The organism is Corallococcus llansteffanensis (assembly GCF_003612055.1).
Lineage (GTDB): Bacteria > Myxococcota > Myxococcia > Myxococcales > Myxococcaceae > Corallococcus > Corallococcus llansteffanensis.
Window position 1 is genome coordinate 1 of the sequence record NZ_RAWB01000078.1, and the last position, 23,467, is coordinate 23,467.

Sequence of the window (23,467 nt, forward strand, 5' to 3'; positions counted from 1 at the left end):
GCTTCTTCCTCTACCCGGCGACGCGGCGGCTGCTGGGCTGGGAGGGCCGGGGCGACACGGGCGCCTTCATCCGCAGCACCATTCGCGCGCTGCGCCTCTTCGGCGTTCCCCCCGAGGAGTACTGGCCCTACAACGAGAAGGACTTCGACCGCGAGCCCCAGGCCTTCCAGTACGCCTTCGCGCAGAACTTCCGGGCCATCCAGTACTTCCGCATCGAGGAGCAGATAGGACAGCTGAAGAGCGCGCTGGATTCCGGGCTGCCGTTCGCCTTCGGCTTCACCTGCTTCACCTCCATGTTCACGCCGCAGGTGAAAGCGAGCGGAGTCATCCCGTATCCGACTTCCAAGGAGAGCGTCGAGGGAGGACACGCCGTCCTCGCGGTGGGCTACACCGACTCCCACGTGCTCATCCGCAACAGCTGGGGCGAGGAATGGGGGGTGGCCGGCTACGGCTTCCTGCCGTGGACCTTCTTCGACCGGAGCCGCCCGCTGGCAACGGATTGCTGGGCGCTCGTGAACGCCTCCATCGTTCCTCCGGAGGAGGTGACCCTGGAGCCCGCGGGACAGGGCATGGGGCACAAGCGCAGCTCGGGCGCTGACGTGCGGCAGCAGCCGCTCATCCAGGTGGTCCGCGGGAGTGATCCGCACGCCGAGGTCCCCATCCGGATCACCCAGGCGGGCGTGAAGCCGGTTCATGACGGCCTGGAAATCGGGCTCCGCTCCACCCAAGAGGACATCTCCGTCAAGTTGCGCGGCGTGAGCATCACCCCGTCCTTCGACTTCACCCTGTTGGGACAGGCTTCCGACGAGCTCTACCTCCTCGGGCTCGCATGGGACCTGTCGGCCCAGCCACCGCGGCTCATCGCCCCGGCGGACCCGGCGACCGCCTCCGAGCAGCTGAAGGGCGTCTTCCAGCAGAAGGCCGCAGGCGGAGAGATCCGCTTCGGGGATGGCGGCCTCCAGGTGTGGAAGGAGGCGCCCGTGGTCGGCGCGCTCTACCTGAACCTCCTGCTCGTGGAGAGCACCCGGGGCCCGGAGGAGCTGGGCAAGGCGCTGCGCGACGTGCAGGAGCTCGTGAAGAAGAGCGATCTGATTCCGGCCCTGGGCCGACTCGGATCCGGGGTCTCGGCCGAGACCCTCGTGCAGACGGAGGAGGCGGCGCGCCTGCTGTTGGGCGAAGTGACTGGGGCGCTCGAGCAGCAGGGGCACGTCATTCCCCTCTTCGAGGGGGTGTACGGGGCCAACGCCTTCCTCCAGGGCCAAACGGATGTCTATGATCAGCTCGGCGTCGTGATCGAGCTCGATCGGACGATCAAGGACGAGGCCCGGGGCGACACCGGGCACCGGCTCACGGCGCTGCAGAAGATGCAGCTGGCGATGGTCGAGGAGCGCCAGCGTGGGTCCAGCAAGGGCACCACCGAGTCCACGGCGGACGTCACCCCCGCGAAGGCGGAGGAGCCGACGGCTCCCAGAAGGCGCACCGGGCCACACGCCTGACGTCCGGCCGCCTGCCCGCCGGAGTCAGTCGAGCCCCGCCTTGCCCACGGCCCAGTAGGCCTTCACCTTGGGCGTGGCGCGCTCGCCGTCGCCCTTGAGCCGCGAGCGCAGGGCCTGGATGGACTGCGCACGTCCCGTCATCACCAGCGTCGCGCCCGGCTTCGCGCGCAGCGCTTCTCGCAGCCGTTCGTGGACCTGGGCCAGGTGCGCATCCCCGGCCTGGCGCTCCACGTCCTGACCCTCGAAGCCCAGTTCTCGCAACGCGGGCTGGCAGTCCTCGCGGTTCGACACTTCGAAGACGGGCGTGACATCTCGCTTCGCCGCGGTCCGGAAGGCGTGCGCCACCGCGAAGGACGTTTCGTCACCGAAGAGCACGACCGGGGACGGGCCCTCGTCCAACACCAGCGAGCGCCGGGGCCCGAAGAACTGGACGGTGTCCCCCACCTTCACGTCGCGTCCCCACTTCGCTCCGGGGCTGTCGCCGTGCAGGTACACGAGGAACGATGTGGCGCCGCGCTGCTCGTCCCACGACAGGGGCGTGTACGTGCGCATGCCCAGGCCTGGCAGGTACACCTGCACCTTGTCGCCGGGGGTCCAGCCCTGCCCTCTCAAGGCCGGGCCTTCGCAGTCCAGCTGGCGGAAGGCTCGCGATACCTCGCGCACCTGCGTCACCTTGGAGTCGTGGAAGAGGAAGCGCCCCAGGACGCTTCCCAGCAGTGCCTTCGCGGATGCCATCAGAACCTCTCCTTCGTCCGGCGTTCATACGCCGCCCGCCTGCTTCGGCCTCGTGAAGTTGCGTGAAGTGTCACCAGGGCCGGCGGGTGGTGGTATGCGAAGGGCATGAGATGGACCTCCGCGCTTCTCAGCCTCTGTCTGCTCGCAACCCCGGCCTGCACCCATGGCACGTCCGTCAAGACAGCCCCCGCAGACCTCACCGAACAGGGCCGCGCGCTCGCCCGGCGCATCATCATCGCGGATGGCCACATCGACGTGCCCTATCGTCTCCATGAGACGCTGGGACCTGATGGAGCTCCGACCGAGGACATCGCTGTGCGCACGACGGGCGGCGACTTCGACTTCCCGCGCGCCGTGGAGGGCGGGTTCGACGTGGCCTTCATGTCCATCTTCATCCCCGCCGAATACCAGACGAAGGGCGGGGCCAGGACGCTCGCGGACTCGCTCATCGACATGATGGAGAAGGTCGCGCTCGGTTCGCCTGGGAAGTTCGCCATGGCCCACTCCGTCGAGGAGGCCCGGCGCAACTCCCAGTCAGGCAAGGTCTCCTTCGCGCTGGGCATCGAGAATGGCGCGGCCCTCGAGGACCGGCTGGAGAACGTCAGCCACTTCCAGCAGCGCGGCGTGCGCTACATCACCCTCACGCACTCCGAGGACAACCTGATCAGCGATGCCTCCGCCAGTCAGGGCAAGGGCACCTGGAACGGGCTCAGCCCCTTCGGCAAGCAGGTGGTGGCCGAGATGAACCGCGTGGGCATCATGGTCGACGTCGCGCACCTCTCCGACGATGCCATCCGTCAAGCCGTGGAGTTGAGCCAGGTGCCTGTCATTGCCTCGCACTCGTCGTGCCGTCACTTCACGCCCGGCTTCGCACGCAACATCCCCGATGAGCTCATCCGCGCCGTGGCCGCCAGGGGTGGCGTGGTCATGATCAACTTCGGCTCGAAGTTCCTCATCCCGGCGGTCGGGACCTACGAACGACAGCTCGACACGGTGTTCCAGTCCTACGGCCAGGAGCACGGCCTGACGAAGGACAGCCCGGAGATGAAGGCCTTCATCGCGTCCTACCTGCGCGAGCACCCCGCCCCCCTGGCCCGGGTGGAGGACGTGGCGGACCACATCGACCATGTCGTGAAGCTGGTGGGCGTCGACCACGTGGGGCTCGGCTCCGACTTCGATGGCGTGGGGCCCTCGCTGCCCATCGGGCTCAAGGACGTCTCCCAGTACCCGAACCTCTTCCGCGTCCTGCTGGAGCGTGGCTACAGCGAGGCGGACATCGAGAAGATCGCCTCGGGCAATGTCTTCCGCGTGTGGCGGCGGGTGGAGGACTTCGCCGCACAGCGTTGATCACTTCCAGGGCGTGCCCCTGGCTTCCCTGGATTTCTCTGCATGATTCCCCGGCCCGCAGGCTCCTGGCCGTGAGGGACCGACATGCGGCAGTTTCTCCTGGGATTGATGATGGTGATGGTGTGCTGCTCGGAGGGAGCGGCTGCCGGGGTGGCACCACGGGATGCCCGGCTTCAGCAGGCGCAGGCGGCCTTCGATGAGGCGAACACGCTCTGGGACGCGGGGCGGTACGCCGAGGCCGTCTCGCGGGACGAACAGGCGCTCGCACTGTTCGAGGTCGTGCTCGGGAGCACGCATCCGGAGGTCGCGAGGAGTCTGGACCTGCTCGGACGTCATCTCCTGCTCCAGGGGAACTCCGCCCGGGCTGAACCGCTCCTGCAGCGCGCGCTTGCGATCCGGGAGGCGGCCCTGGGCAAGAACGCCCCGGAGGTCGCACAAACACTCACCACCCTCGGCAACCTCTACGCGGCCCAGCAATTGTACGCACGCGCCGAGCCGCCCTATGCGCACGCCCTGGCCATTCGGGAGGAGGCCTTCGGCAGGGAGCACCCCCTCGTCGCCGAGTCGCTCAACCACCTCGCCAACCTCTACTACTCCCAGGACCTCTACGCGCGCGCCGAGCCGCTCTATCTGCGCGCGCTTGCGATCCGGGAAGCAGCCCTGGGCAAGGTCCACCCTGACGTCGCTCAAACGCTCAGTGACCTCGCCGGTCTCTACCACCAGCAGATGTTCTACAGCCGGGCCGAGCCGCTCTATGTCCGCGCGGTCGCCATTCGTGAAGCGGCCCTTGGCAAGGAGCATCCCCTCGTCGCCGAGCCGCTCTACTGGCTTGGCTACCTCTACCGGCAGCAGGGATTGCACGCCCGTGCCCAGCCACTGCTCTCTCGCGCGCTGGCCATCTGGGAGACGGCCCTCGGCAGGAACCCTCCTGACGTCGCCTGGCTGCTCGACAAGCTCGGATTCATCTACTGTTGCCGTGGGAGTTACACCCTTGCCCAACCACTCCTCGAGCGCGCGCTGGCCCTTCGGGAGGTGACCCTTGGCGGGGGCCATCCCCTCGTCGCCGAGTCACTCTCCCATCTCGCCACCAATGATCAGGCTCAGGGGTTGTACGCCCAGGCCGAGCCGCTCCATGAGCGTGCACTGGCCATCCGGGAAGCAGCCCTCGGCGGAAGCCATGACCTTGTCAGCGACTCGCTCGCCGACCTCGCCGTCCTCTTCATGGAGCAGGGGTTGTACACCCGTGCCCAGTCACTCCTCGAGCGTGCGCTGGCCCACCGGCGAGCGACCTTTGGCGACAACCATCCCTACGTCGCCAACGACCTCGTCGCTCTCGCCAACGTCTACGTGGCCCAGGGGTCGTATCGCCGTGCCGAGCCGCTCCTGGAACGGGGGCTGGCGATCATGGAAGCGGTCTGCGGCGAGCGCCATCCCCTGGTCGCCAAATACCTCAGCGACCTCGCCAACCTCTACGTGGCCCAGGGGTTGTATCGCCGTGCCACGCCGCTTCATGCGCGTGCGCTGGCCATTCGGGAAGCGGCCCAGGGCAGGACGGATGTCAGCGTCGCCCTTTCGCTCAGCAGCCTTGCCGGCCTCGACCTCGCCCGGGGGGCGTATCCGGAGGCCGGGGCACGCTTCGAGCGCGCGCTGACCATGCTGGAAGGGACGTTCGGCAAGCACCATCCCCGCGTCGCCGAGACACTCAACAACCTCGCCACGGTGCGGCTCGCCCAGCATCGCCTCACCGAAGCCCTCCCGCTGTTCACGCGAGCCTTCACCCTGTCCGAGCAGCGTCTGCGCGAGGAGGCACTCGGCTTCTCCGAGTCGCGCCTCGCGAGCTTCCTCCAGTTCCTGCGCAGGGACGAGGAGCGGCTCTATGCGCTGCTGCGCGCGCATCCCGACGATGCCCGCGTCCGACGCCTGGCCCTCAGCGCAGCCCTGCTGCTCAAGGGCCGCTCCGTCGAGGAGACCGCGGATATCTCCCGGACCGTCTACCGGAGCCTGGGCGCGGAGGATCGCGACACCTTCGCGCGGCTGAGGGAACTGCGCACCCAGCTGGCCCAGCTGTCACTCCAGGGCCCCGGCTCGCTCGCCCCGCGGGCCTACCAGCAGCAAATCGAAGAACTGACGGATCAGGGCGCTGCCCTCGAAGCCGATCTGGCCAGGCGCTCCGCCCCCCTGCGCGCGCTGACCGCGCTGCCGCCTCCCACGGAGATTGTCGACCGTGTCGCCGCGGCCCTGCCTGGGGACGGCGCGCTCGTCGAGTTCGTCACCTACGTGGACCGCCCCCTGGTGCCCAGGGCTGGCGCGTCCCAACGCCCCGACGCCCTGCGATACCTCGCGCTGGTGCTCTTCCCTGATTCGACGACCCGCGCAGTGGACCTGGGACCCGCGGAGCCCATCGACCTGGCCGCCTCGCGACTGAGGGATGCCCTGGCCAATCGGGACGCCTCCTTCGAAGCCCCTGCCCAGGCGCTCCACCAACTCGCCTTCCAGCCCCTGCTCCGGCTGCTGGGGAAGACCCGCCGCGTCTTCCTTTCGCCGGAGGGCCAGCTCGCGCTGGTGCCCTTCGCCGCCCTGCACGATGGCCAGCGGTTCCTGGTGGAGGCCTTCGATTTCACCTATCTCCCCTCGGGCAAGGACCTGCTGCCGCACCCACGGGAGGGCGTGCCCCCTGACGCCGTGGTCGTCCTCGCGAATCCGGATTTCAGCACCCCGCGCCCTGCGCTCCCGGATGCCCGAAGAGACGCTCCAGCGCTTCGCACGGAGCTGGAGCGAAGGGCCTGGGCCCCCACCCCACTGCCCGGCACGCGCAAGGAGGCCGAGGCCATCCAACGCCTGCTTCCGCAGGCCCAGCTCTTCCTGGGCCCCGAAGCCACCAAGGAACGCCTGCTGCGACTGCCGGCCCCCGGCATCCTCCACCTCGCCACCCATGGCTTCTTCCTGGAGGACGCGCCCGAGCCCACCGGCTCCCGCGCGGTCATCCACTTCGGTGCGCTGGGCGAGGATCCCCAGGCATCGAGTCCCGCCGACCCCCTGCTGCGCTCCGGCCTCGTCTTCGCAGGGGCGCGCGACCCGGCGTCCTCCGGCGCCAGCCAGGCCCCACCGCCCGACAGCGCGCTGGTGACGGCGCTGGAGCTGGCGGGCCTCGACCTGTGGGGCACGCAGCTCGTCGTCCTGTCCGCGTGCGACACCGGCCGAGGCGACGTCAAGCTGGGCCAGGGCGTGTATGGGCTGCGCCGGGCCTTCCTCGTGGCGGGAGCGGAGACGGTGGTGATGAGTCTGTGGAAGGTGGACGACCGGACGACGAGCACGCTGATGGAGGCCTACTACCGCCACCTGATGGCGGGGCAAGGCCGGGCCGCGGCCCTGCGCGAGGCGATGCTGGAGTTGCGCCGGACCCAATCGCATCCACACTTCTGGGCGCCTTTCATCACCATGGGGCAAGCTACGCCCCTGCGCTTGCCCACTTCCAGCGCCCAGGAAGCGCTTCACTGAGCTGAGAGACTGAAGGAGCAGACCATGGCCACCGTCTGGACCCGCGCAAGGCTTGCCGAACAGCTCCGGACGCTGGGGCTCGAACCCGGGGACGCGGTGCTGACCCATGCGGGCCTGCGCTCGGTGGGTCGCATCGTGGGAGGACCCGATGCGCTGATCGCCGCCATCGGCGATGTGCTGGGGCCGGAGGGCACGCTGCTGGGCTATTGCGACTGGCAGCTGGAGGACGAGGTCCGCGACGATCCCTCGCTGCGCGACCAGATTCCTCCGTTTGATCCGCTCCGCTCCCGCTCCGTCCGCGACAACGGCGCCTTCCCCGAGCTGCTTCGCACCACACCTGGCGCGGAGCGAAGCGGCAATCCCGGCGCCTCCTGCGCCGCCCTGGGAGGCCGCGCCGAGTGGTTCACCGACGATCATGCGCTCGACTATGGCTACGGCCCGCAGTCCCCTTTCGGCAAGCTGGTCGCCGCGGGTGGCAAGAGCCTGATGCTCGGCGCTCCGCTGGACACCATGACGCTGCTCCATCACGCGGAGCACCTCGCCGACCTCCCGCACAAGCGCATCCTCCGCTACGAGGCGCCGCTCCTCATCGAAGGCCGGACGGTCTGGCGCGCATTCGAGGAGTTCGACACGAGCGAGCCCGTGGTGGAGGGGCTCGCGGAGGACTTCTTCGCCGAAGTCGTCGAAGCCTTTCTCGCCACCGGCCAGGGACGGCGCGGCGTGATTGGCGATGCGCCCTCCGTGCTGGTCGAAGCCCGGCCGATGGTGGCCTTCGCCGTCGGTTGGCTGGAGAGCCGCTTCCGTTCCTGAGCGGAGAGGTGTCCTCCCGGCGGCGACAGGCCCATCCCCCAGGGGGGTGGTCAGCCCCGCCCGCACACCCCAGCTTGCCGGGACGCAGCGTCGGGAGGCACCACCATGTCCGGGTCGCAGCCGTTCGTCGCCGACATCCAGGAGCTCCGCCGCCGCGCCCGCGAGCACCTGGAGGAAGGCACCCGCGTGGACGACGGAGAGACAGCCCTCAAGCTGCTCAATGACGCGCTTGCGACAGGGATCGTCCGCGTGCGGCGCTACACGGCCCACTGCCTGTCCGCGAGGGGTCCCCACCGCGACGTGGTGAAGCAGGAGTTCGGGCCGCACGCGCGCCAGGAACAGGAGCACGCGCTGCGGCTCGCCGAGCGCATCCAGCAACTCGGCGGGTGTCCGGACTTCACGCCCGAGGGCCTGCGGTCCCTGGACACGCGCCCTCCCTACGACGTCCAGGACCGGTGGGACTGGATCCGCGAGGAGCTGGCGGCGGCGGACCTCGTCCTCCAGACCTACCGCGAGCTGATCCCCTCCTTCGCGGACCGCGACCCCCTCACCCGCCAGCTCCTGGAGGACCTCGTCTCAAGGGAAGAGGCGCACGCCCGGGACCTGGAGGCCCGTCTCAGGAGTTCGGAACCGCGTCCCGGTAGCGCACCATCCGGCCCAGCGCCGGATCCCACAGGTTCAATCGCAGGCAGGCCACGACGTCCTTCAGCGTGAGCGACGTGACGTGAGGCCCCTGCAGCTCCGGGATGGCCGCCATCGCCTCCGGCAGCCGGTAGAACGGGATGCGCGGGTTGAGGTGGTGCACGTGGTGGTAGCCGATGTTGCCCGTGAACCACGCCATCACCGGCCCGCAGCGCAGGTAGCTGCTCGCCTCCAGCGCCGCGTCCGCGTGCGTCCAGGCCCCCTCCGGCAGGATGGCCACGTCGTCGAAGTTGTGCTGCGCGTAGAACAGGTACGTGCCCAGCGCGTACGCGACGAACAGCGGGCCCACGAAGGCGCAGAGGTACACGGCGAGCCCGAAGAAATGCCAGACGGCCACCGACAGCGCCACGTGCAGCCCCAGCGCGAGCCCGGAGGTCCAGTAGCGCTTCGGGTTCTTCACGAACGGCACCAGGCACAGGCTGATGAGGAACGCCGTCACGTAGCCGAACAGCAGCGTCACCGGATGGCGCTCCACCATGTACCCCAGCCGCTGCCAGCCGGATGCCTTGCGCCACTGCTCTGTGGTCCACGTAGCGAAGGTGCCCGCGGAGTCCGCGGCGATGCGCGCCGTGTTCGCGTGGTGGTGGTTGTGCGTGTCATTCCAGATGCGCGCGGGCGTGAGCGTCAGGATGCCCTGCACCTGGAAGAGCGCCTTCGCCCACCGCGACTTCGGCAGCAGCGCGCCGTGCATGGCGTCGTGGAAGAGGATGAAGGCGCGGATCAGGACCAGCGCTTCGATGAGGCCTCCCACGATGCGCAGGGGCCACCAGGGCGCGGCCACCGCCAGCGCCACCGCGCCCGCCAGCGCCGCGTAGGTGGACAGCAGGGCCAGCCCCGAGCGTGCCGCATCCTGGGTGGCGAAGGGACGCGTGCGGGCAATGAGGTCCTTGCTCGACAGCGACGCGGTTCGTTCCATGGCGCGAGGACTCCGACGGTGACCGCCCGGCGACACACCGGGACGGATGACAGCCAGCGTTGTCCCATCCCCATGTCATGGCCGGGTCAGCGGTCCGCACCTGAGACAGCAAAGCCCCCGCGGCCCCCATGACGCGAGGGGCTGACGCGGGGAGCCGACGCATGCGGTCCTCAGCGCTTCTTGCGCCACGCCTTGAGCTCCGCCTTCTTCTCCGCGCCGACCTCGTCCAGCCGGTCCTGCCAACGCTTGCGGTAGGGGCGCAGCGCCGCCGCCACCGTGCGGGCCACCACGAGGTTGCGGTACCACTTGGCGTCCGAGGGCACCAGGTGCCAGGGCGCCTGCTCGGTGGACGTCAGGGCGAAGACATCCTCATAGGCCTGCGTGTAGTCCGCCCAGTGCTTGCGGTCCTCCCAGTCCCCGGCGCTGATCTTCCACGCCTTGCGCGGCTCCTCCTCGCGCGCCAGCAGTCGCTGCTCCTGCTCCTCCTGGCTGATGTGGAGGAAGAACTTGAGGACGATGGTGCCGTGCTCCGAGAGCAGCGTTTCGAAGTCGCGGATGTGCTGGTAGCGCGACTTCCACAGCGGCTTGGGGACCAGGGAGTTGACCCGCGCCACGAGCACGTCCTCGTAGTGGGAGCGGTTGAAGATGGAGAACTCGCCCTGGCGCGGCGCGTGGCGGTGCACGCGCCAGAGGAAGTCGTGCTCGCGCTCCTCGGTGCTGGGCACACCGAAGGAGGTGACGCTCACGCCGCGCGGGTTGAGGCTGCCCACCACGTGCTTGATGGTGCCGTCCTTGCCGGCGGTGTCGCGCCCCTGCAGGACGATGAGGACGGAGTTCATCTTCGCGCCCCAGAGGAGGTCCTGCAGATCGAACAGCTCCTCCCCCAGCGCGTCGAACTCCGTCTTCGCCTCGTCCCGGTCCGCCTTCTTCGGCGGCGCCGCGGAGATGCGATCCAGCTTCAGCTTCGCCGCCTGTTTGCCATTGCTGATGGTGTTCATGGTCCCCTTCGATGCCGTTCTGGATGAATCGTGCCCCGGAGTCCGGGGGATTCACACCGTCGCGCGACGGGCCGGGAGCAATTCACCGGATTCGGACCTTTCGAGCGCGGTGACAGCCGCACGGGCCCGCGGTGTTCCCCTGCCGCCGCATCTTCCGGAGGGGAACACATGGCAGGGTATCGATTCATCGCGCGCACGGTAGGGGCCTTCGTGCTCGCCGGACTCGCGGGCTGCACGCAGAACGGGGTGTCGTCGTCCGTTGAAGCCGACCCCGACCAACCCGCCACGTCCCAGGCGGCGCTGGGGTCGCCGGGCCAGGCCATCGCCGGGAAGCAGCACTTCCAGCAGGCGCTGCCCGGCACCAACGGCCGCTCGTGCGCGACGTGCCACGTCCTCTCCGACAACACGGCCCTCACCCCGGCGCACGTGGAGGCCGTCTGGGCCCGGAACCCCGCGGATCCACTGTTCAACCGCATCGACGCGGATGACCCGACGGCCCCCACGCCGACCTATGCGCACCTCAAGAAGGGCCTGGTCCGCGTGGTGCTCCCCCTGCCCCCGAACATGGACGTCATCGACGTGCAGGGGAACGTCATCACCGCCCCGGACCGGAAGATCTCCGTCTGGCGCGGCGTGCCGAGCATCGCCGACACCGGCTTCTCCGGCCCCTTCCAGGTCGACGGCCGTGAGACGAGCCTCACCGCCCAGGCCCAGAGCGCCGTCACGAACCACAGCGAGGGCGGGACGGTGGCCGCGCCGGTGCTCCAGCGCATCGCCGCGTTCGAGCGCAGCGTGTTCAGCTCCCCCCGCGCCCGCTTCGTGTCGGACCTGCTGGAGTTGGGCGTGCCCTTGAGCGACATCCCGGACCCGGACGTGTTGCTCGCGCTCGACGCCTCCGAGCGGCGCGGCCGGGACGTCTATGCCCTGACGTGCGAGGCCTGCCACGGCGACCGCACCCGCAACCGCATCGTGCGGCGCGACGTCCACGACTCGCTCTTCTTCGCGCTCAAGCCCAACGGCAACATCCAGTACGCCGTCACGCCGGGACAGCCGCCCACGCCCGTCAACGTGCCCCGCCCGGACAGCGAGTTCCTCAACGTCGGCTTCAGCCTCATGACGTACCTGGGCCAGCGCGGCGTGGTCCCGCTCTTCAACGACTCGGTGGACTTCCCCCAGTACCGCTTCCGCTTCTACACCGACGCCACGCGCCAGCACGCCGTCACCGACCTGCCGCCCATCCCCGTCACCGCGAGCGGACACCCGGACGACATCAACCCCGCGCTGGATGAGAACGGCGCGCCCATCGTCGGGCCCTCGCTCGCGGCCCAGTGGTATTCGACGGACCCCGGCCGCGCGCTCATCAGCGGCGACCCCACGGAGTTCGAGGCCTTCGACGTGCCGTCCCTGCGCGGCATCGCCCGGTCCGCGCCGTACTTCCACGACAACAGCCACGCCACGCTCGCGGACTCGGTGGACACCTACAGTCGCTTCATCCTGCCCGGCATCGTGGCGATGGGCCTGCCGCTCAACCCGCCCGAGTTCCCGGGCGGGCCTCCAGAGGTCCTCACCCCCACGCAGAAGCAGGACCTGGTGCGCTTCCTCCAGCGACTGTGAGCCTTCAGTGCCGCTCTTCCATCCCCGGCGCGGCGGTCCGCGACCGGGGTGGCAGGAACGTGTGCGCGAGCCCCGTGAGCCCCGGGGCGAAGAACTCGTCGCGGATCCGCTGGGACAGCGCGCCCGCCTCGGCCTCGTGCCCGGGCGCGGGCGCGAACGTCGCGTGCCACTCCACGAACGTCTGACCGGTCGCCGTCACCGGCGTCACCCGCAGCTTCGCCCGGAAGTCGCGCACCGGCAGCGGCCCCTCCAACAGCGCGTAGGCATAGCAGCGCGCGTGCGCGTCAAGCTCCAGCCTCGCCTCCAGGTACACCGCGCCATCCCGCAGGGTGAGCCTTCGCAGCGGCCCCGCGCCGGGGCCCGGGCGGGCCACGCGCTCACTGGAGACGATACCCGGGTGCCAGCGGGGAAGGCTGTCAAACCCCGCCACCCTGTCCCAGACCACGTCCGCGGGTGCCTGGATCAGTTGACTCGCATAGGCCTCGATCATGGGGTGCCTCACGTCGTTCATGCAGCGGGATGTGGATGCGCGTTCACGGTGCCCATGCGTCGCGGGAGCGCCCACCCGTGGGCAGGCGGCCCTCCAGCCGCAGGGGGCGCCCCTCGCACGGTGCCGGCCGGGCCCATCGAGGGCACCTGGAGCACCCGCACCCGGATCCACCGTGCGCGGAGGGATTGGCAGCCGCCAGCCCCCCCGACCAAGCCATCCCGCTCGCGAACCCCGCGTCCCGCCCCATTGCTTCGCGTCCATGCCACCTCCGTGTCAGGCCAAGAGGTGCTGGATGTGAAGCAAAGGCCGCGGCGGCGATATCGCCCGGAAGGGCCGTTCGTGCCCGTCCGCATCCCGGGCCAGGGCGCGTGTGGCCCCGCGATCACAACCCTACCTGGGAGGACCTGCCCTCCAGGGCCATCCGGCGCGCCTTGCGAAGCATTGGCGCGGCATGCGTGTTGAAGGCGCACTGCGAAACGCCTTTGCCGGGGGACGTCCGATGACTTCCGTTTCCATCACTGAGTATGAAACGCGCCTCTACTGGCAGGGGGAACGGGGCGCGGTGCTGACGAGCGACCGTGCGCCCTCCGTACCGATTGGCCTTCCGCTGAGCGCGCCGGACGGTGCGCTGGACGGCCGATGGGACCCCGAGGCGCTGCTGGTGGGCGCGGTGGAGGGCCGCACGCTGCACGCCTTCCTCGATGGCGCCCGCGAGGCCGGGGTGGGCGTGCTCTTCTACCAGAGCTCCGCGATGGCCCGGTTGGTGAGCGGCGGCACGGCGCGCACCGCGCAGCTCACCGACCTCATCATCCGGCCCCACGTCGCCGTGGGCAGCGCGCGGGAGGCCGAACAGGCGCGGGCGCTCTTCGCGGAGCTGCCGGAGCGCTGCTTTCCCGGCTCCATGCTCCACCTCACCCCGCGCATCGAGCCGGTGGTGGAGGTGTGGGCCGCGCGACAGCGCGACAGCGCGCCCCTGGAGACCGAGCCCTTCGCCCCCTCACCCGCCGGGTAGCGGCGGCAGTCGTTCACTAGCGCTCACACGCCCCGGGCGGGCGCGCGCGCCCGGTGCCCTGGCGGGGCGGCATGCGCAGAGTGAAGTCACATGCCAACGAATCCGCAGACGAATCCACCGACGAAGCCCGTGACGGAGCCGGATCCGAAACCCGCGCCGGAGATCGAGCCACCCCGGCGGCAGGTGCCGGAGCGGGATCCGCCGCCGGGAGAGCCCCAGCGCCGCGAGCCGCCCGCGCCCCAACAAGATCCTGAAATCAAACCGGGCATCCAGGAGCCGCCGGCCCACGATCCGAACCGCCCCGGGCCGCCGGACATCATCGCGGGCCCGGCCGTCTAGTCTGGGTTCACCCGTGGCCGCGCGTCGCCGCCAGGGGTCTGGAGCAGGCACGGGCCTTCGTCCAGTGCCTGCCCCGTGCGGCCCTGGTGACGATGCAAGCGCCGGAAAGGGATCGTAGAGTTCCAGCGCGCTCCCCGCGCGCCATGTCCCCACCGAGCCCGTCTCAATCGCTGCTCCGAGCCACCGGGTTCGCCCTGGCGTGCGCCCTGCTCATGGGCGCGACCGCGGGCTGGACGGGAGCCTGGGCTGCCGGTCCCCGCATCGCCCTGCTCGCGGGAGGCGCGTTCCTGCTCGCGGCCGTCGGAGCGCTGGCGGCCCTGCGCGCGCGGTCCAGGACGCGCGTCGAGTGCACCCGGGCCCTCCAGCAGGCGGATGACGCCCGGGCCCTGCGCGACGCGGTGATGGACATCACGCCGGTGGGCTTCGCCTTCTTCGACCGCGACCTCCGGTACGTGCACGTCAACGCCGCGCTCGCCGCGATGAACGGCCTGCCGGTGAACGCGCACCTGGGCCGCCACGTCTCCGAGGTGCTGCCCGCGCTGGGGACCCTGCTGGCGCCCCGGCTCGCCCGCGCCCTGGAAACGGACACGCCGCTGCAGGACGTCAGCCTCCAGGTGGAGACCCCCGCCGCGCCGGGCGAGACGCGCTTCTGGTTCGGGAGCTACTCACGCGTGCGCGGCGCCGGGGGTGAGGTGCTGGGCGTCATCGCGTCCCTGTCGGAGGTCACCGAGCGGATGCGCGCCGAGCAGTCCCTCCAGGAGCACGAGGGACGCCTGGACGTGCTCACCCGGTCGCTGCCGGACTACCTGTGGGGTGGGAAGCTGCGGGGTGGCGTGTTGCGTGACTTCTACTGCACGCCCGTCATCGAGCGCACCACCGGGTACCCGCCTGGCGCCTTCACCCGCGCGGGGGCGGAGGGCACGCCCGCGCCGCTGTGGGCGGAGATGATCCACCCGGAGGACCGGGCCCGCTACCAGGAGTGCATCGAAGGGCTGGCCCCGGGCGCGGAGGCGGAGGTGGAGCACCGCATCATCTGCGCCGACGGCCGCGTCCGCTGGGTGCGAAGCCGCGCCGCCGCTTCCGGCGTGGACGCGCAGGGCGCCGTGCACCTGGGCTGCGTCGTCACCGACGTCACCGACCGGCGTCTCGCGGACGACCTGCGCCAGCGCCTCCACGACAGCTTCCGCCGCTCCGCGACCGAGTGGCGCCGCACCTTCGACGCCGTGTCCTCGCCGCTGGCGGTGCTGAGCGCGGATGGCATCATCCAGCGCCTCAACGGCGCCGCGCGCGCCCTCTTCCACGAGGCGGATCCCACGGGCCAGCCCCTGTCCTCCACGGACGGAGCGCCCCCCTGGTCCAGCGCGGGGCCCCTGGTGGAGGAGCTGCGCCGGACGCATGGCAGCGCCCACCGGCAGGTGCATGACGCCTCGTCCGGGCGCACCTGGGAGCTGGGCGCCGCGTGGGCGGACGAGGCCGGCAGCGAGGACCCGCGCATCATCCTCGTGGGCACGGAGATCACCCGGCTGCTGGAATTGCAGGCGCACGTGCGCCGCAGCGAGACGATGGCCGCGATGGGCGCCATCGTCGCGGGCGTGGCCCACGAGGTGCGCAACCCGCTGTTCTCCATCTCCGCCGTGGTGGACGCGGTGGAGGCCACCTTCGGCACGCACCCCGAGCTGCAGCCCTACCTGGACGTGCTGCGCGGCGAGGTGCGCCGGCTCACCCACCTGACCCAGGAGCTGTTCGAGTACGGCCGCCCCACGCGGGGCGAGTGGACCGAGGGCGCCGTGGCCCCCGTGGTGGCCGAGGCCCTGTCGTCGTGCGAGCTGGCCGGGGACAAGGCGGCGGTGAAGCTCACGCGCGAGTGGGCGGACGGACTGCCTCCGGTGCGCATGGACTCGCGGCGGCTGTTCCATGTCTTCCGCAACGTGGTGGAGAACGCCGTGCAGCACTCCCCCGCGGGGGCGACGGTCCGCGTCACCACGGAGGCGGTGGAGGAAGCGGGCCGCACCTGGGTGCGCTGCACCGTCCACGATGGGGGGCCCGGGTTCCGGGGCGAGGATCTTCCCCATGTCTTCGAGCCGTTCTTCAGCAAGCGCCGGGGCGGCACCGGCCTGGGCCTGTCCATCGTCCAGCGCATCCTGGAGGAGCATCAGGGGCGCATCCGCCTGTCCAACCATCCCGACGGAGGCGCCGAGGTGACCATCCTGCTGCCCGCCCTTTCCCCGGCCGCCCTCCCCGGCCCTTCGCCGCAAACCCAGGTGTCATGACCCGCACCCGCATCCTGCTCGTGGACGACGAGCCCGGCGTCCGCCTGGGCATGAAGGGCTACCTGACCCAGCACGGGTTCGACGTGGACGAGGCCACCAGCGTGGCCGAGGCCCAGGAGGGCTTCCGCTCGCACCGCCCCGACGTGGCCGTCATCGACTACCGGCTGCCCGACGGCACCGCGATGGAGCTGCTCCCGCGGCTCAAGGAGATCGACGCGGCGGTGCCGCTGGTGGTGCTCACCGGCCATGGCTCCATCGAGCTCGCCGTCCAGGCGGTGAAGGAGGGCGCGGAGCAGTTCCTCACCAAGCCGGTGGAGCTGGCGGTGCTCAAGGTGGTGCTGGAGCGGCTGGTGGCCCAGCGCCGCGAGCGGCAGCGGCACGCGGCGGACCGCTCGCGCACGGAGCGCTCGCGGGTGGATCCCTTCCTGGGCACCAGCGCGGCCATCCAGGCCCTGCGCGACCAGGCGGAGCGCATCCGCGACAGCGACAGCCCGGTGCTCGTCACCGGGGAGACGGGCAGCGGCAAGAGCGTGCTCGCGCGCTGGCTGCACGAGGGCGGCGCGCGCAAGGAAGCGCCCTTCGTGGACCTCAACTGCGCCGCGCTGTCCAAGGACCTGCTGGACTCGGAGCTGTTCGGCCATGAGAAGGGCGCCTTCACCAGCGCGGTGGCCGCCAAGCAGGGCCTGCTGGAGGTGGCGGACCGGGGCACCCTGTTCCTGGATGAGATTGGCGACATGGACGTGGCCGTCCAGCCCAAGCTGCTCAAGGTGCTGGAGGAGCAGCGCTTCCGGCGCCTGGGCGACGTGAAGGACCGGCGCGTGGACGTGCGCCTCGTCGCCGCCACGCACCAGGACCTGTCGCTGGCCGCGCGGGAGAAGCGCTTCCGCAGCGACCTGTACTTCCGCATCAGCACCCTCATCCTCCACGTGCCCGCCCTGCGCGAGCGCGCCGAGGACGTGCCAGTGCTCGCGCGCCACTTCCTCGCGGAGATGGGCGGCGCGCGCGGACGGGGCCAGGTGGCGCTGGAGCCCGACGCGGAGAAGGCCCTGATGACCTATGGCTGGCCGGGCAACATCCGCGAGCTGCGCAACGTGCTGGAGCGCGCGGTGCTCCTGTCCGGTGCCAGGAGCCTGTCCCGGGGCGACCTGCGCTTCGAGGCCGTCTCCCAGGAGGAGCCCCCGGGCGATGACCTCACGCTGGAGGAGCTGGAGCGCCGCCACATCGAACGGGTGATGGCCCGCGAGGGCGGCCACGTGGAGCGCGCGGCGACGAAGCTGGGCATCTCCCGCAGCTCGCTCTACGCGAAGCTCAAGGGCTGGCAGCACCGCAGTTCCTGACAGATGCGTGGCGCCTGCTCGGAGGGCAGGCGCCATGTCCGGATTCTGGAGGTCGTTCCAGATGCTGGAATCCCGCGGGGTCCCCTGCCCGCCCCGGTCCCGCCAATCCCGCGCATTGACAGGGATTGGCGCACTCCGTCGTGCATGGCACACGCGCTGCAATGTCTTGCGGCATGCACGGGAAAATCCTCCTCCTCGATTCGAAGCCCCCGGTTCGTGGGGCGACGGCGCGTCACCTGACCGCCGCGGGCTTCACCGTCTTCACCGCCCGCACGGACGCGCAGGCGCGAAGCCTGCTGGACACGAACCTGTTCGACGCGGTCCTCGTTGATCATCCATTTGGCCGGGCCGGGATGGACGAGGGGCTGACGTTCGCCCGCGAGCTGCGCGTGCAGGACGCGCAGGTCCCCATCCTGCTGATGACGGCCCTGCCCCTGGAAGAGGTGCGACACCTGGCGTGGGCGAGCGGCGTCACCAAGCTGCTGCCCAAGCCGCAGTTGATGCCGGTGCTGCTGCTGCACCTGTCCGCGCTCATCCCCGGAGCGGCCCACGAGGATCAGCTCGAACCCGCCCTGATGCGGGAGTGACCCCTCCGCGGCAGGTGGTCCGGATTCTGGAAAATGGATCCGTAACCTGGACAAAACGCCTCCAGTCGCCGGGGCTCGCTCCGCAAGTCCCTGAAAGGATGCGACGTCCGTGGCGTCCGAAGGCTGGCCCTTGCTTTGCTCTAGTGGATTCCCGTGCCCCGGAACCTGCTGATCATCGATGACGAGACGGTCCTTTGCTGGGTCCTGGGCCGCTTCTTCTCGAGCGCGGGTTATTCGGTCGACTCCGCCACGGACCTGACCGAGGCGCTGGAGCGGGTGACACATGGTCGCTACGACCTGGTCATCAGCGACCTGCGCCTGAGCGGTACACAGTCCGAGGAAGGTCTCCTCATCGCCGAGCGCCTGCGTGCGGCCGCCCCCGCCACGCGCATGGTGCTGATGACGGCGTTCGCCACCCCGGAGCTGGGCCAGCGCGCCCGGGAGCTCGGGGTGGACCTGGTGCTAAGCAAGCCCCAGTCCCTGCCGGCCCTGGCCGAGCACGTCTCACAGTTGCTGTCGCCCGCTGAAACCCGCTGACGCCGTACCGAAGGTCCCCCATGTCCCGCACCTCCGACGACGCCCCCACCGCGACCTTCAGGGAAGCCCACCACTGCATGCGCGGCTGGGCGCTGTGGGCCGTGCCGTTCCTCGGTCGGCACCGCCGGGTCGTCACGGGCCGACGGCTCGCGATGGTGGCGGCGGTAGGCCTGGCGCTCGGGGCCGCATCGCGGGCGGAGGCCCAGGCCACGGTGTCGCAGGGTATCGACGTCCAGCAGTACAAGCCGGGGCCGGGCGCGTACGACGTGCTCGGGCTGAACAGCGCTCGCGTCGCGCCGCACCTGACGTGGAACCTGGGCGCGTCGCTCAACCACGCGCAGCACCCGCTCAACTTCTACGACCCGCGCGAGGACGCGTTCGTCTACCACATCGTGGATCGGCAGCTCTCGCTGGACCTGATGGGCGCGGTGTCCCTCTTCGACCGGCTGGAGGTGGGCGTGGTGCTGCCCGTGACGACCACCGGCTCGCAGCCCTCGGGCCCCGTGTCGGAGCAGTTCGTGAACGGCGTGGGCACAACGGGCGTGGGGGACCTGCGCGTGGTGCCGAAGCTCGCGCTCCTGTCGCGGGGCGCGCTGAAGCTCGCGGTGCTGGCCCCCTTCACCCTGCCCACGGCGGGCGGTGAGAACTTCGTGGGAGCGGGCGGGCCCACGTTCCAGCCGCGCGTGGCTGGTGAGTGGGCTACATCGTCGCTGCGACTCCTCGCCAACGTGGGCGTCAACCTGCGCAAGACCGAGCAGCTGCGCAACCTGCGCGTGGGCCACGAGCTGGCGTTCGGCGTGGGCGCGGAGGTGCCGCTCACGCAGGCGCTGTCCGCCCAGGCCACGCTCGCGGGCGCGGTGGGCCTGAAGGAGTCCAACGAGGAGGAGTTCCCCCTGGAGGTCCTGGGCGCGGTGAAGTACCGCTTCGCCAACGGGCTCGCCGCGCACGTGGGCGCGGGCCCGGGCCTGACGCTCGGCTACGGCACGCCCGCGTTCCGCATCCTCGCGGGCCTCCACTTCACGCCGGGAGGTCCGAAGCCCCAGGCGGCCCCCACCTGCGCGCAGGGCCCGGAGGACTTCGACGGCTTCCAGGATGAAGATGGCTGCCTCGACCCGGACGACGACCGCGACGGCCTGCCCGACGTGCAGGACACCTGCCCCACGGAGCCGGAGACGGTGAACGGCCACCGCGACGACGACGGCTGCCCGGACACGGCGCCGGAAGCGACGCCGGCCGGAGCCACGCCCGCGCCTGCCCTCACCCTGCCGCCCGCGCCCGAGGACCTGGACCACGATGGCCTCCCGGACACGGAGGACCGCTGCGCTACGTCGCCCGAGGACGCGGACGGCTTCGAGGACACGGACGGCTGCCCGGAGCCGGACAACGACCGGGACGGCATCGCGGACGCGGCGGACCAATGCCCGCTGGAGGCGGAGGTCATCAACGGCGTGAAGGACGACGACGGGTGCCCGGACAAGGGCGAGTCGAAGGTGCGCCTGGAAGGCTCGCGCATCGTCATCCTCGACAAGGTGTACTTCGCCACCGGCCGGGACGTCATCCTGCCGAAGTCCTTCGGGCTGTTGCAGCAGGTGGCCGCCATCCTGCGGACGCACCCGGAGCTGGAGCGGGTGCGCGTGGAGGGCCACACGGACAGCCAGGGAGTCGACGCGATGAACCTGGACCTGTCGCAGCGGCGCGCGAACAACGTGCGCGCCTGGCTGGTGAAGGACGGCATCGCGGACGCGCGCCTGGAGGCCGTGGGCTACGGTGAGACGCAGCCGGTGGACACCAACGCCACGTCGCGCGGTCGGGAGAACAACCGCCGCGTGGAGTTCAACATCCTGAAGACCGCCGGCTCGGCGGAAGGAGTGACGCCGTGAGGGGAAGCACCACCCCGCTGCTGCTGACCCTGACGCTGCTGACGTCGCCCATCGCGGGCTTCGCGGCGGAGGCCGACGGCCCCTGCGGCGGGCTGGCGTTCGACCACGGGCGGCTGACGACGGGCCTGCCCCTGGCCCCTGGCGGCCCCCGGACGGAGGCCTGCCTGCGCGAGGTGGCGGAGGCGGTGAAGGCCCGCCCCGCCATCCGGGGCCTCACCGTGGCCGCGAAGCTGCCGGACGCGGAGCGGCTGGAGGGCAAGGGGCTGGCGGTGGCGAAGGCGGCCGCGGAGGTGCTGGTGAGCGCCGGCATCCCCCGCACCCGGGTGTCCTTCGTGGCGCCCCCGGGCGAGCCCCAGACGCCGGGCCAGCTGCAGCTCGCCTACGTGGAGCGGCCCACCCAGCCGGCCGTGGCGCGGATCCGCACGGCCCACGGGCCGGTGTCCGTGGGACCCGACGAAGCGGCGCTGAAGCCCCGCGGGGTGGGCGACGCGCTGTACGCGGGCGACCTCGTGGTGACGGGCCGCGAGGGCCGGGCGGAGCTGTCGCTCGCGGATGGCAGCGGCGTGCACCTGTCGCCCGCGAGCGCGGTGAGACTGGGCACGCTGGAGCTGACGGCCGAGCGTCAGCGCAAGGTGCTGCTGGAGCTGGTGCGCGGCACGGTGGAGACGCAGGCGGCGCCCGGCGGCGCGGGCTCCGTGTTCGAGGTGCGCACGCGCGGCGCGGTGGCCGGGGTGCGGGGCACGCGCTTCCGCGTCGTGCAGCAGGAGGACGGCACGAGCCGCGTGGAGACGCTGGAGGGCAAGGTGGCCCTGGGCGTGGTGGAGCGTGGCTCGGTGGACGTGGGCGCGGGCCAGGGCTCGCGGGCGAAGCCGGCCCAGGCTCCGGAAGCCCCCCGCGCCCTGCTGGCGGCTCCGGTGCTGGAGCAGCCGCGCGGCGGCGTGTACCCGAAGGCGCCCGCCTTCGTCTGGAAGGCGGTGCCCGGGGCGAAGGCGTACCGGGTGGAGGTGGCGACCTCCGCGGACTTCGCGGGCGACGTGACGGTCCACGAGTCGGCCACGCCGGGACTTGACGGCGCGACGCCCGGCGCGGGCAAGTGGTTCTGGCGGGTGCTGGCGGTGGACGCGGATGGCTTCGTAGGCTTCCCGTCGAAGATCTTCAGCTTCGACGTTCCGGGATGAGATGACGCCGCCTGACCGTGGTCCCCTGCCCCTGCTGTCCTCCCCCGCCGTACCGCGGGGGCTGGGCGCTGGCGTGGGGTTGCTGCTCGCGGTGGTCACGGCCGTGACGGGCGGCGCGCCGGGCCCGGGCGAGCGCGCCCTGTACGACTTCACGGTGAGCCGGCTCCTGTCCCCGCTGCCCCAAACGGGGGACCTGGTGCTGGTGGAGGTGGACGACCGCGCGCTCGCGGCGCTGGGGGAGCGCTGGCCGCTGTCGCGCGCCACCTGGGCCCGGGCCTTCCACGCGCTGGAGGGGTACCACCCCTCCGCGGTGGTGGTGGACGTCCTCTTCGATCAACCGGAGTCCCGCGACGCGCTGGACCTGGGCGAGGACGTGCTCGAGCGGCTGCGCGCGTCGGGGCTCGCGGACACGGCCGAGGGCGCGAAGCTGGCCACGGAGTTGGAGGCGCGGCTGCACGCCGGGGACGGGGACGCGCGGCTCGCGGAGGCCTTCTCCGGACTGGGCAACGTCCTGCCAGGCAGCATGGCGCTGTCGGACCACGACGGCGCGCTCCCCGGCGACGGAGATTCGCTGGCCCCGGTGCCCCTGCCCGCGGAAGGGCTGCGCCTGAAGGCGAAGGGGCTGACCCTGAACCTGGCCCCGCTGCGGTTGACGGCCTGGGGCAGTGGGACGCTCAACGTGCTGGTGGACGCGGACGGCGTCATCCGCCGCTACCCCTACGCGGTGGAGGTGGGCGGGCGCGCGTGGCCCTCGCTCGCGCTGGCGACCGCGCTGCGCCTGTGGCCGGAGCAGTCGGAGGCGCTGCTGCGCGTGGCGGCCACCGACGACGGGGCGCCCCTGATGCGGCTGCCCTCGCCGGACTGGTTGCCGCACGTGAGCCTGGCGGACGTGCTGTCCGCGGGGCCGTCGTCCGTGGGGTTGGACCTGGCGCTGCGGGAGAAGATCGTCTTCGTGGGCGTCACCGCCACCGGGTTGCATGGCCAGAGCACCCTGCCCGGCCAGCTCGCGGTGCCGGGCGTGGAGATCCACGCGTTCGCGCTGGACAACCTGCGCTCCGGCCGGGTGCTGCGCTCCACGGGCCGGGCCGCGCTCACGGGCGTGCTGGAGACCGCGGTGCTGCTGGCCGTGCTGCTGTGGCGGCGGGGGCGTGCGAGGACGCTCGGCGCGGTGGTGGGCCAGGCCGCGCTGCTGCTCGTCGCGCACACCGCCTTCGTGGGCTGGCTGCTGGTGGAGCCCGGCTGGGTGGTGCCCTTCCTGCCCGGAGCCGTCGGGCTCGTGCTCGTGACGCTCGCGGAGTCCGTCGCGCGCACCGAGGACCTCCAGCGTCAGCGCGACGCCCTCAAGCGCCTGTTCGGACGCTTCCCTCGCGGGTGACCCGGGGGGCCTTGCGGTAGGAAGCCCCCCTCCTGCCGGCCCACTCTCGGGCGGGGCACCCCACAAGGGCGCGCCGCCGGTACACGGAGCGGGGAGAGGCATGGCACCATGGACCGCGAGCCATGCCACGCTACGCCCTCATCGCCGAGCCCGACCCCCACCGTGCCGCGAGCCTGCTCGCGCTCGCGACCCAGGAAGGCCTGGAGGGCACGGTGGCAAGGGACGGGGCGGAGGCCCAGGAGCAGGTGCGGCAGCGCGGGGCCCCGACGCTGCTGGTGATGGACCTGGCGCTGCCGAGGGTGGACGGGTTCGCGCTGCTCGCGTGGCTGCGGGGGCGCCCGGACGC

At 71.3% G+C, this 23,467-nt stretch carries 20 protein-coding genes; 16 read left to right on the forward strand and 4 right to left on the reverse strand.

From position 1 onward, the window contains the following. Positions 1-1,496 (forward strand): C1 family peptidase (locus D7V93_RS09995; protein WP_208722970.1); only part of this gene is annotated, 1,496 nt, incomplete at its 5' end. A gap of 24 nt (positions 1,497-1,520) precedes the next feature. Here the strand turns inward: D7V93_RS09995 and D7V93_RS10000 are convergent. Further along, on the reverse strand, positions 1,521-2,231 hold the full coding sequence (locus tag D7V93_RS10000) for a siderophore-interacting protein (RefSeq protein WP_120643177.1): 711 nt from the start codon (positions 2,229-2,231) through the stop codon (positions 1,521-1,523). Between the two features lie 105 nt (positions 2,232-2,336). Between D7V93_RS10000 and D7V93_RS10005 the strand changes: the two genes are divergently transcribed. The 4 genes from D7V93_RS10005 to D7V93_RS10020 all read left to right on the forward strand — a co-directional run bounded on the left by D7V93_RS10005 (position 2,337) and on the right by D7V93_RS10020 (position 8,600). Continuing rightward, positions 2,337-3,578, forward strand: a complete 1,242-nt coding sequence (locus D7V93_RS10005; protein WP_120643178.1) for a dipeptidase — start codon at positions 2,337-2,339, stop codon at positions 3,576-3,578. Between the two features lie 84 nt (positions 3,579-3,662). Then, the gene (locus tag D7V93_RS10010; protein WP_244237212.1) at positions 3,663-7,076 is read left to right on the forward strand and encodes a CHAT domain-containing tetratricopeptide repeat protein; all 3,414 of its coding nucleotides are present in this window, start codon (positions 3,663-3,665) and stop codon (positions 7,074-7,076) included. Between the two features lie 24 nt (positions 7,077-7,100). Then, positions 7,101-7,886 (forward strand): aminoglycoside 3-N-acetyltransferase, encoded by a 786-nt coding sequence (aac(3), locus tag D7V93_RS10015; protein ID WP_120643179.1) that lies wholly within the window; start codon positions 7,101-7,103, stop codon positions 7,884-7,886. Between the two features lie 105 nt (positions 7,887-7,991). Then, positions 7,992-8,600: a ferritin-like domain-containing protein gene (locus D7V93_RS10020; RefSeq protein WP_120643180.1), complete on the forward strand. Its 609-nt coding sequence runs from the start codon at positions 7,992-7,994 to the stop codon at positions 8,598-8,600. Here the strand turns inward: D7V93_RS10020 and D7V93_RS10025 are convergent. Continuing rightward, a complete protein-coding gene (locus D7V93_RS10025) occupies positions 8,503-9,504 on the reverse strand; it encodes a fatty acid desaturase family protein (RefSeq protein ID WP_120643181.1) in 1,002 nt (333 codons plus the stop codon). The genes D7V93_RS10020 and D7V93_RS10025 overlap by 98 nt on opposite strands. Before the next feature lie 170 nt (positions 9,505-9,674). Then, the gene (locus D7V93_RS10030) at positions 9,675-10,502 is read right to left on the reverse strand and encodes a polyphosphate kinase 2 family protein (RefSeq protein ID WP_120643182.1); all 828 of its coding nucleotides are present in this window, start codon (positions 10,500-10,502) and stop codon (positions 9,675-9,677) included. Positions 10,503-10,670: 168 nt separating this feature from the next. On the opposite strand from D7V93_RS10030, the gene D7V93_RS10035 reads away from it, so the two are divergent. Further along, positions 10,671-12,116 (forward strand): cytochrome c peroxidase, encoded by a 1,446-nt coding sequence (locus D7V93_RS10035; protein ID WP_120643183.1) that lies wholly within the window; start codon positions 10,671-10,673, stop codon positions 12,114-12,116. 4 nt (positions 12,117-12,120) lie between these two features. Here the strand turns inward: D7V93_RS10035 and D7V93_RS10040 are convergent, their stop codons facing one another. After that, positions 12,121-12,606 (reverse strand): SRPBCC family protein, encoded by a 486-nt coding sequence (locus D7V93_RS10040; RefSeq protein WP_158623692.1) that lies wholly within the window; start codon positions 12,604-12,606, stop codon positions 12,121-12,123. A gap of 499 nt (positions 12,607-13,105) precedes the next feature. Here D7V93_RS10040 and D7V93_RS10045 point away from each other — a divergent pair, with 499 nt between their 5' ends. The 10 genes from D7V93_RS10045 to D7V93_RS10090 form a co-directional block, all read left to right on the forward strand. Then, positions 13,106-13,618: an OsmC family protein gene (locus D7V93_RS10045; protein ID WP_120643185.1), complete on the forward strand. Its 513-nt coding sequence runs from the start codon at positions 13,106-13,108 to the stop codon at positions 13,616-13,618. Between the two features lie 90 nt (positions 13,619-13,708). Beyond that, complete coding sequence (locus D7V93_RS10050; protein WP_120643186.1) at positions 13,709-13,957, forward strand: hypothetical protein; 249 nt, start codon at positions 13,709-13,711, stop codon at positions 13,955-13,957. Between the two features lie 212 nt (positions 13,958-14,169). Continuing rightward, the gene (locus D7V93_RS10055; protein ID WP_244237213.1) at positions 14,170-16,227 is read left to right on the forward strand and encodes a PAS domain-containing sensor histidine kinase; all 2,058 of its coding nucleotides are present in this window, start codon (positions 14,170-14,172) and stop codon (positions 16,225-16,227) included. After that, on the forward strand, positions 16,224-17,564 hold the full coding sequence (locus tag D7V93_RS10060) for a sigma-54-dependent transcriptional regulator (protein WP_120643188.1): 1,341 nt from the start codon (positions 16,224-16,226) through the stop codon (positions 17,562-17,564). Before D7V93_RS10055 ends, D7V93_RS10060 begins: the two co-directional genes overlap by 4 nt. A 173-nt stretch (positions 17,565-17,737) precedes the next feature. After that, positions 17,738-18,151, forward strand: a complete 414-nt coding sequence (locus tag D7V93_RS10065) for a response regulator transcription factor (protein WP_158623693.1) — start codon at positions 17,738-17,740, stop codon at positions 18,149-18,151. A 153-nt stretch (positions 18,152-18,304) separates the two neighbouring features. After that, positions 18,305-18,688, forward strand: coding sequence for a response regulator (locus D7V93_RS10070; protein WP_167509448.1), 384 nt, complete (start codon positions 18,305-18,307; stop codon positions 18,686-18,688). A 20-nt stretch (positions 18,689-18,708) separates the two neighbouring features. Further along, entirely contained in the window at positions 18,709-20,568 is a 1,860-nt protein-coding gene (locus tag D7V93_RS10075; RefSeq protein ID WP_244237214.1) for an OmpA family protein, read from the forward strand. Continuing rightward, positions 20,565-21,746 carry a FecR family protein gene (locus D7V93_RS10080; RefSeq protein ID WP_244237215.1) on the forward strand — a complete coding sequence of 394 codons (1,182 nt, stop codon included), beginning with the start codon at positions 20,565-20,567 and terminating at the stop codon, positions 21,744-21,746. Before D7V93_RS10075 ends, D7V93_RS10080 begins: the two co-directional genes overlap by 4 nt. Position 21,747: 1 nt before the next feature. Further along, positions 21,748-23,121, forward strand: coding sequence for a CHASE2 domain-containing protein (locus tag D7V93_RS10085; RefSeq protein ID WP_120643191.1), 1,374 nt, complete (start codon positions 21,748-21,750; stop codon positions 23,119-23,121). A 122-nt stretch (positions 23,122-23,243) separates the two neighbouring features. Then, a partial coding sequence (locus tag D7V93_RS10090; RefSeq protein ID WP_147451115.1) for a response regulator occupies positions 23,244-23,467 on the forward strand: 224 nt, incomplete at its 3' end.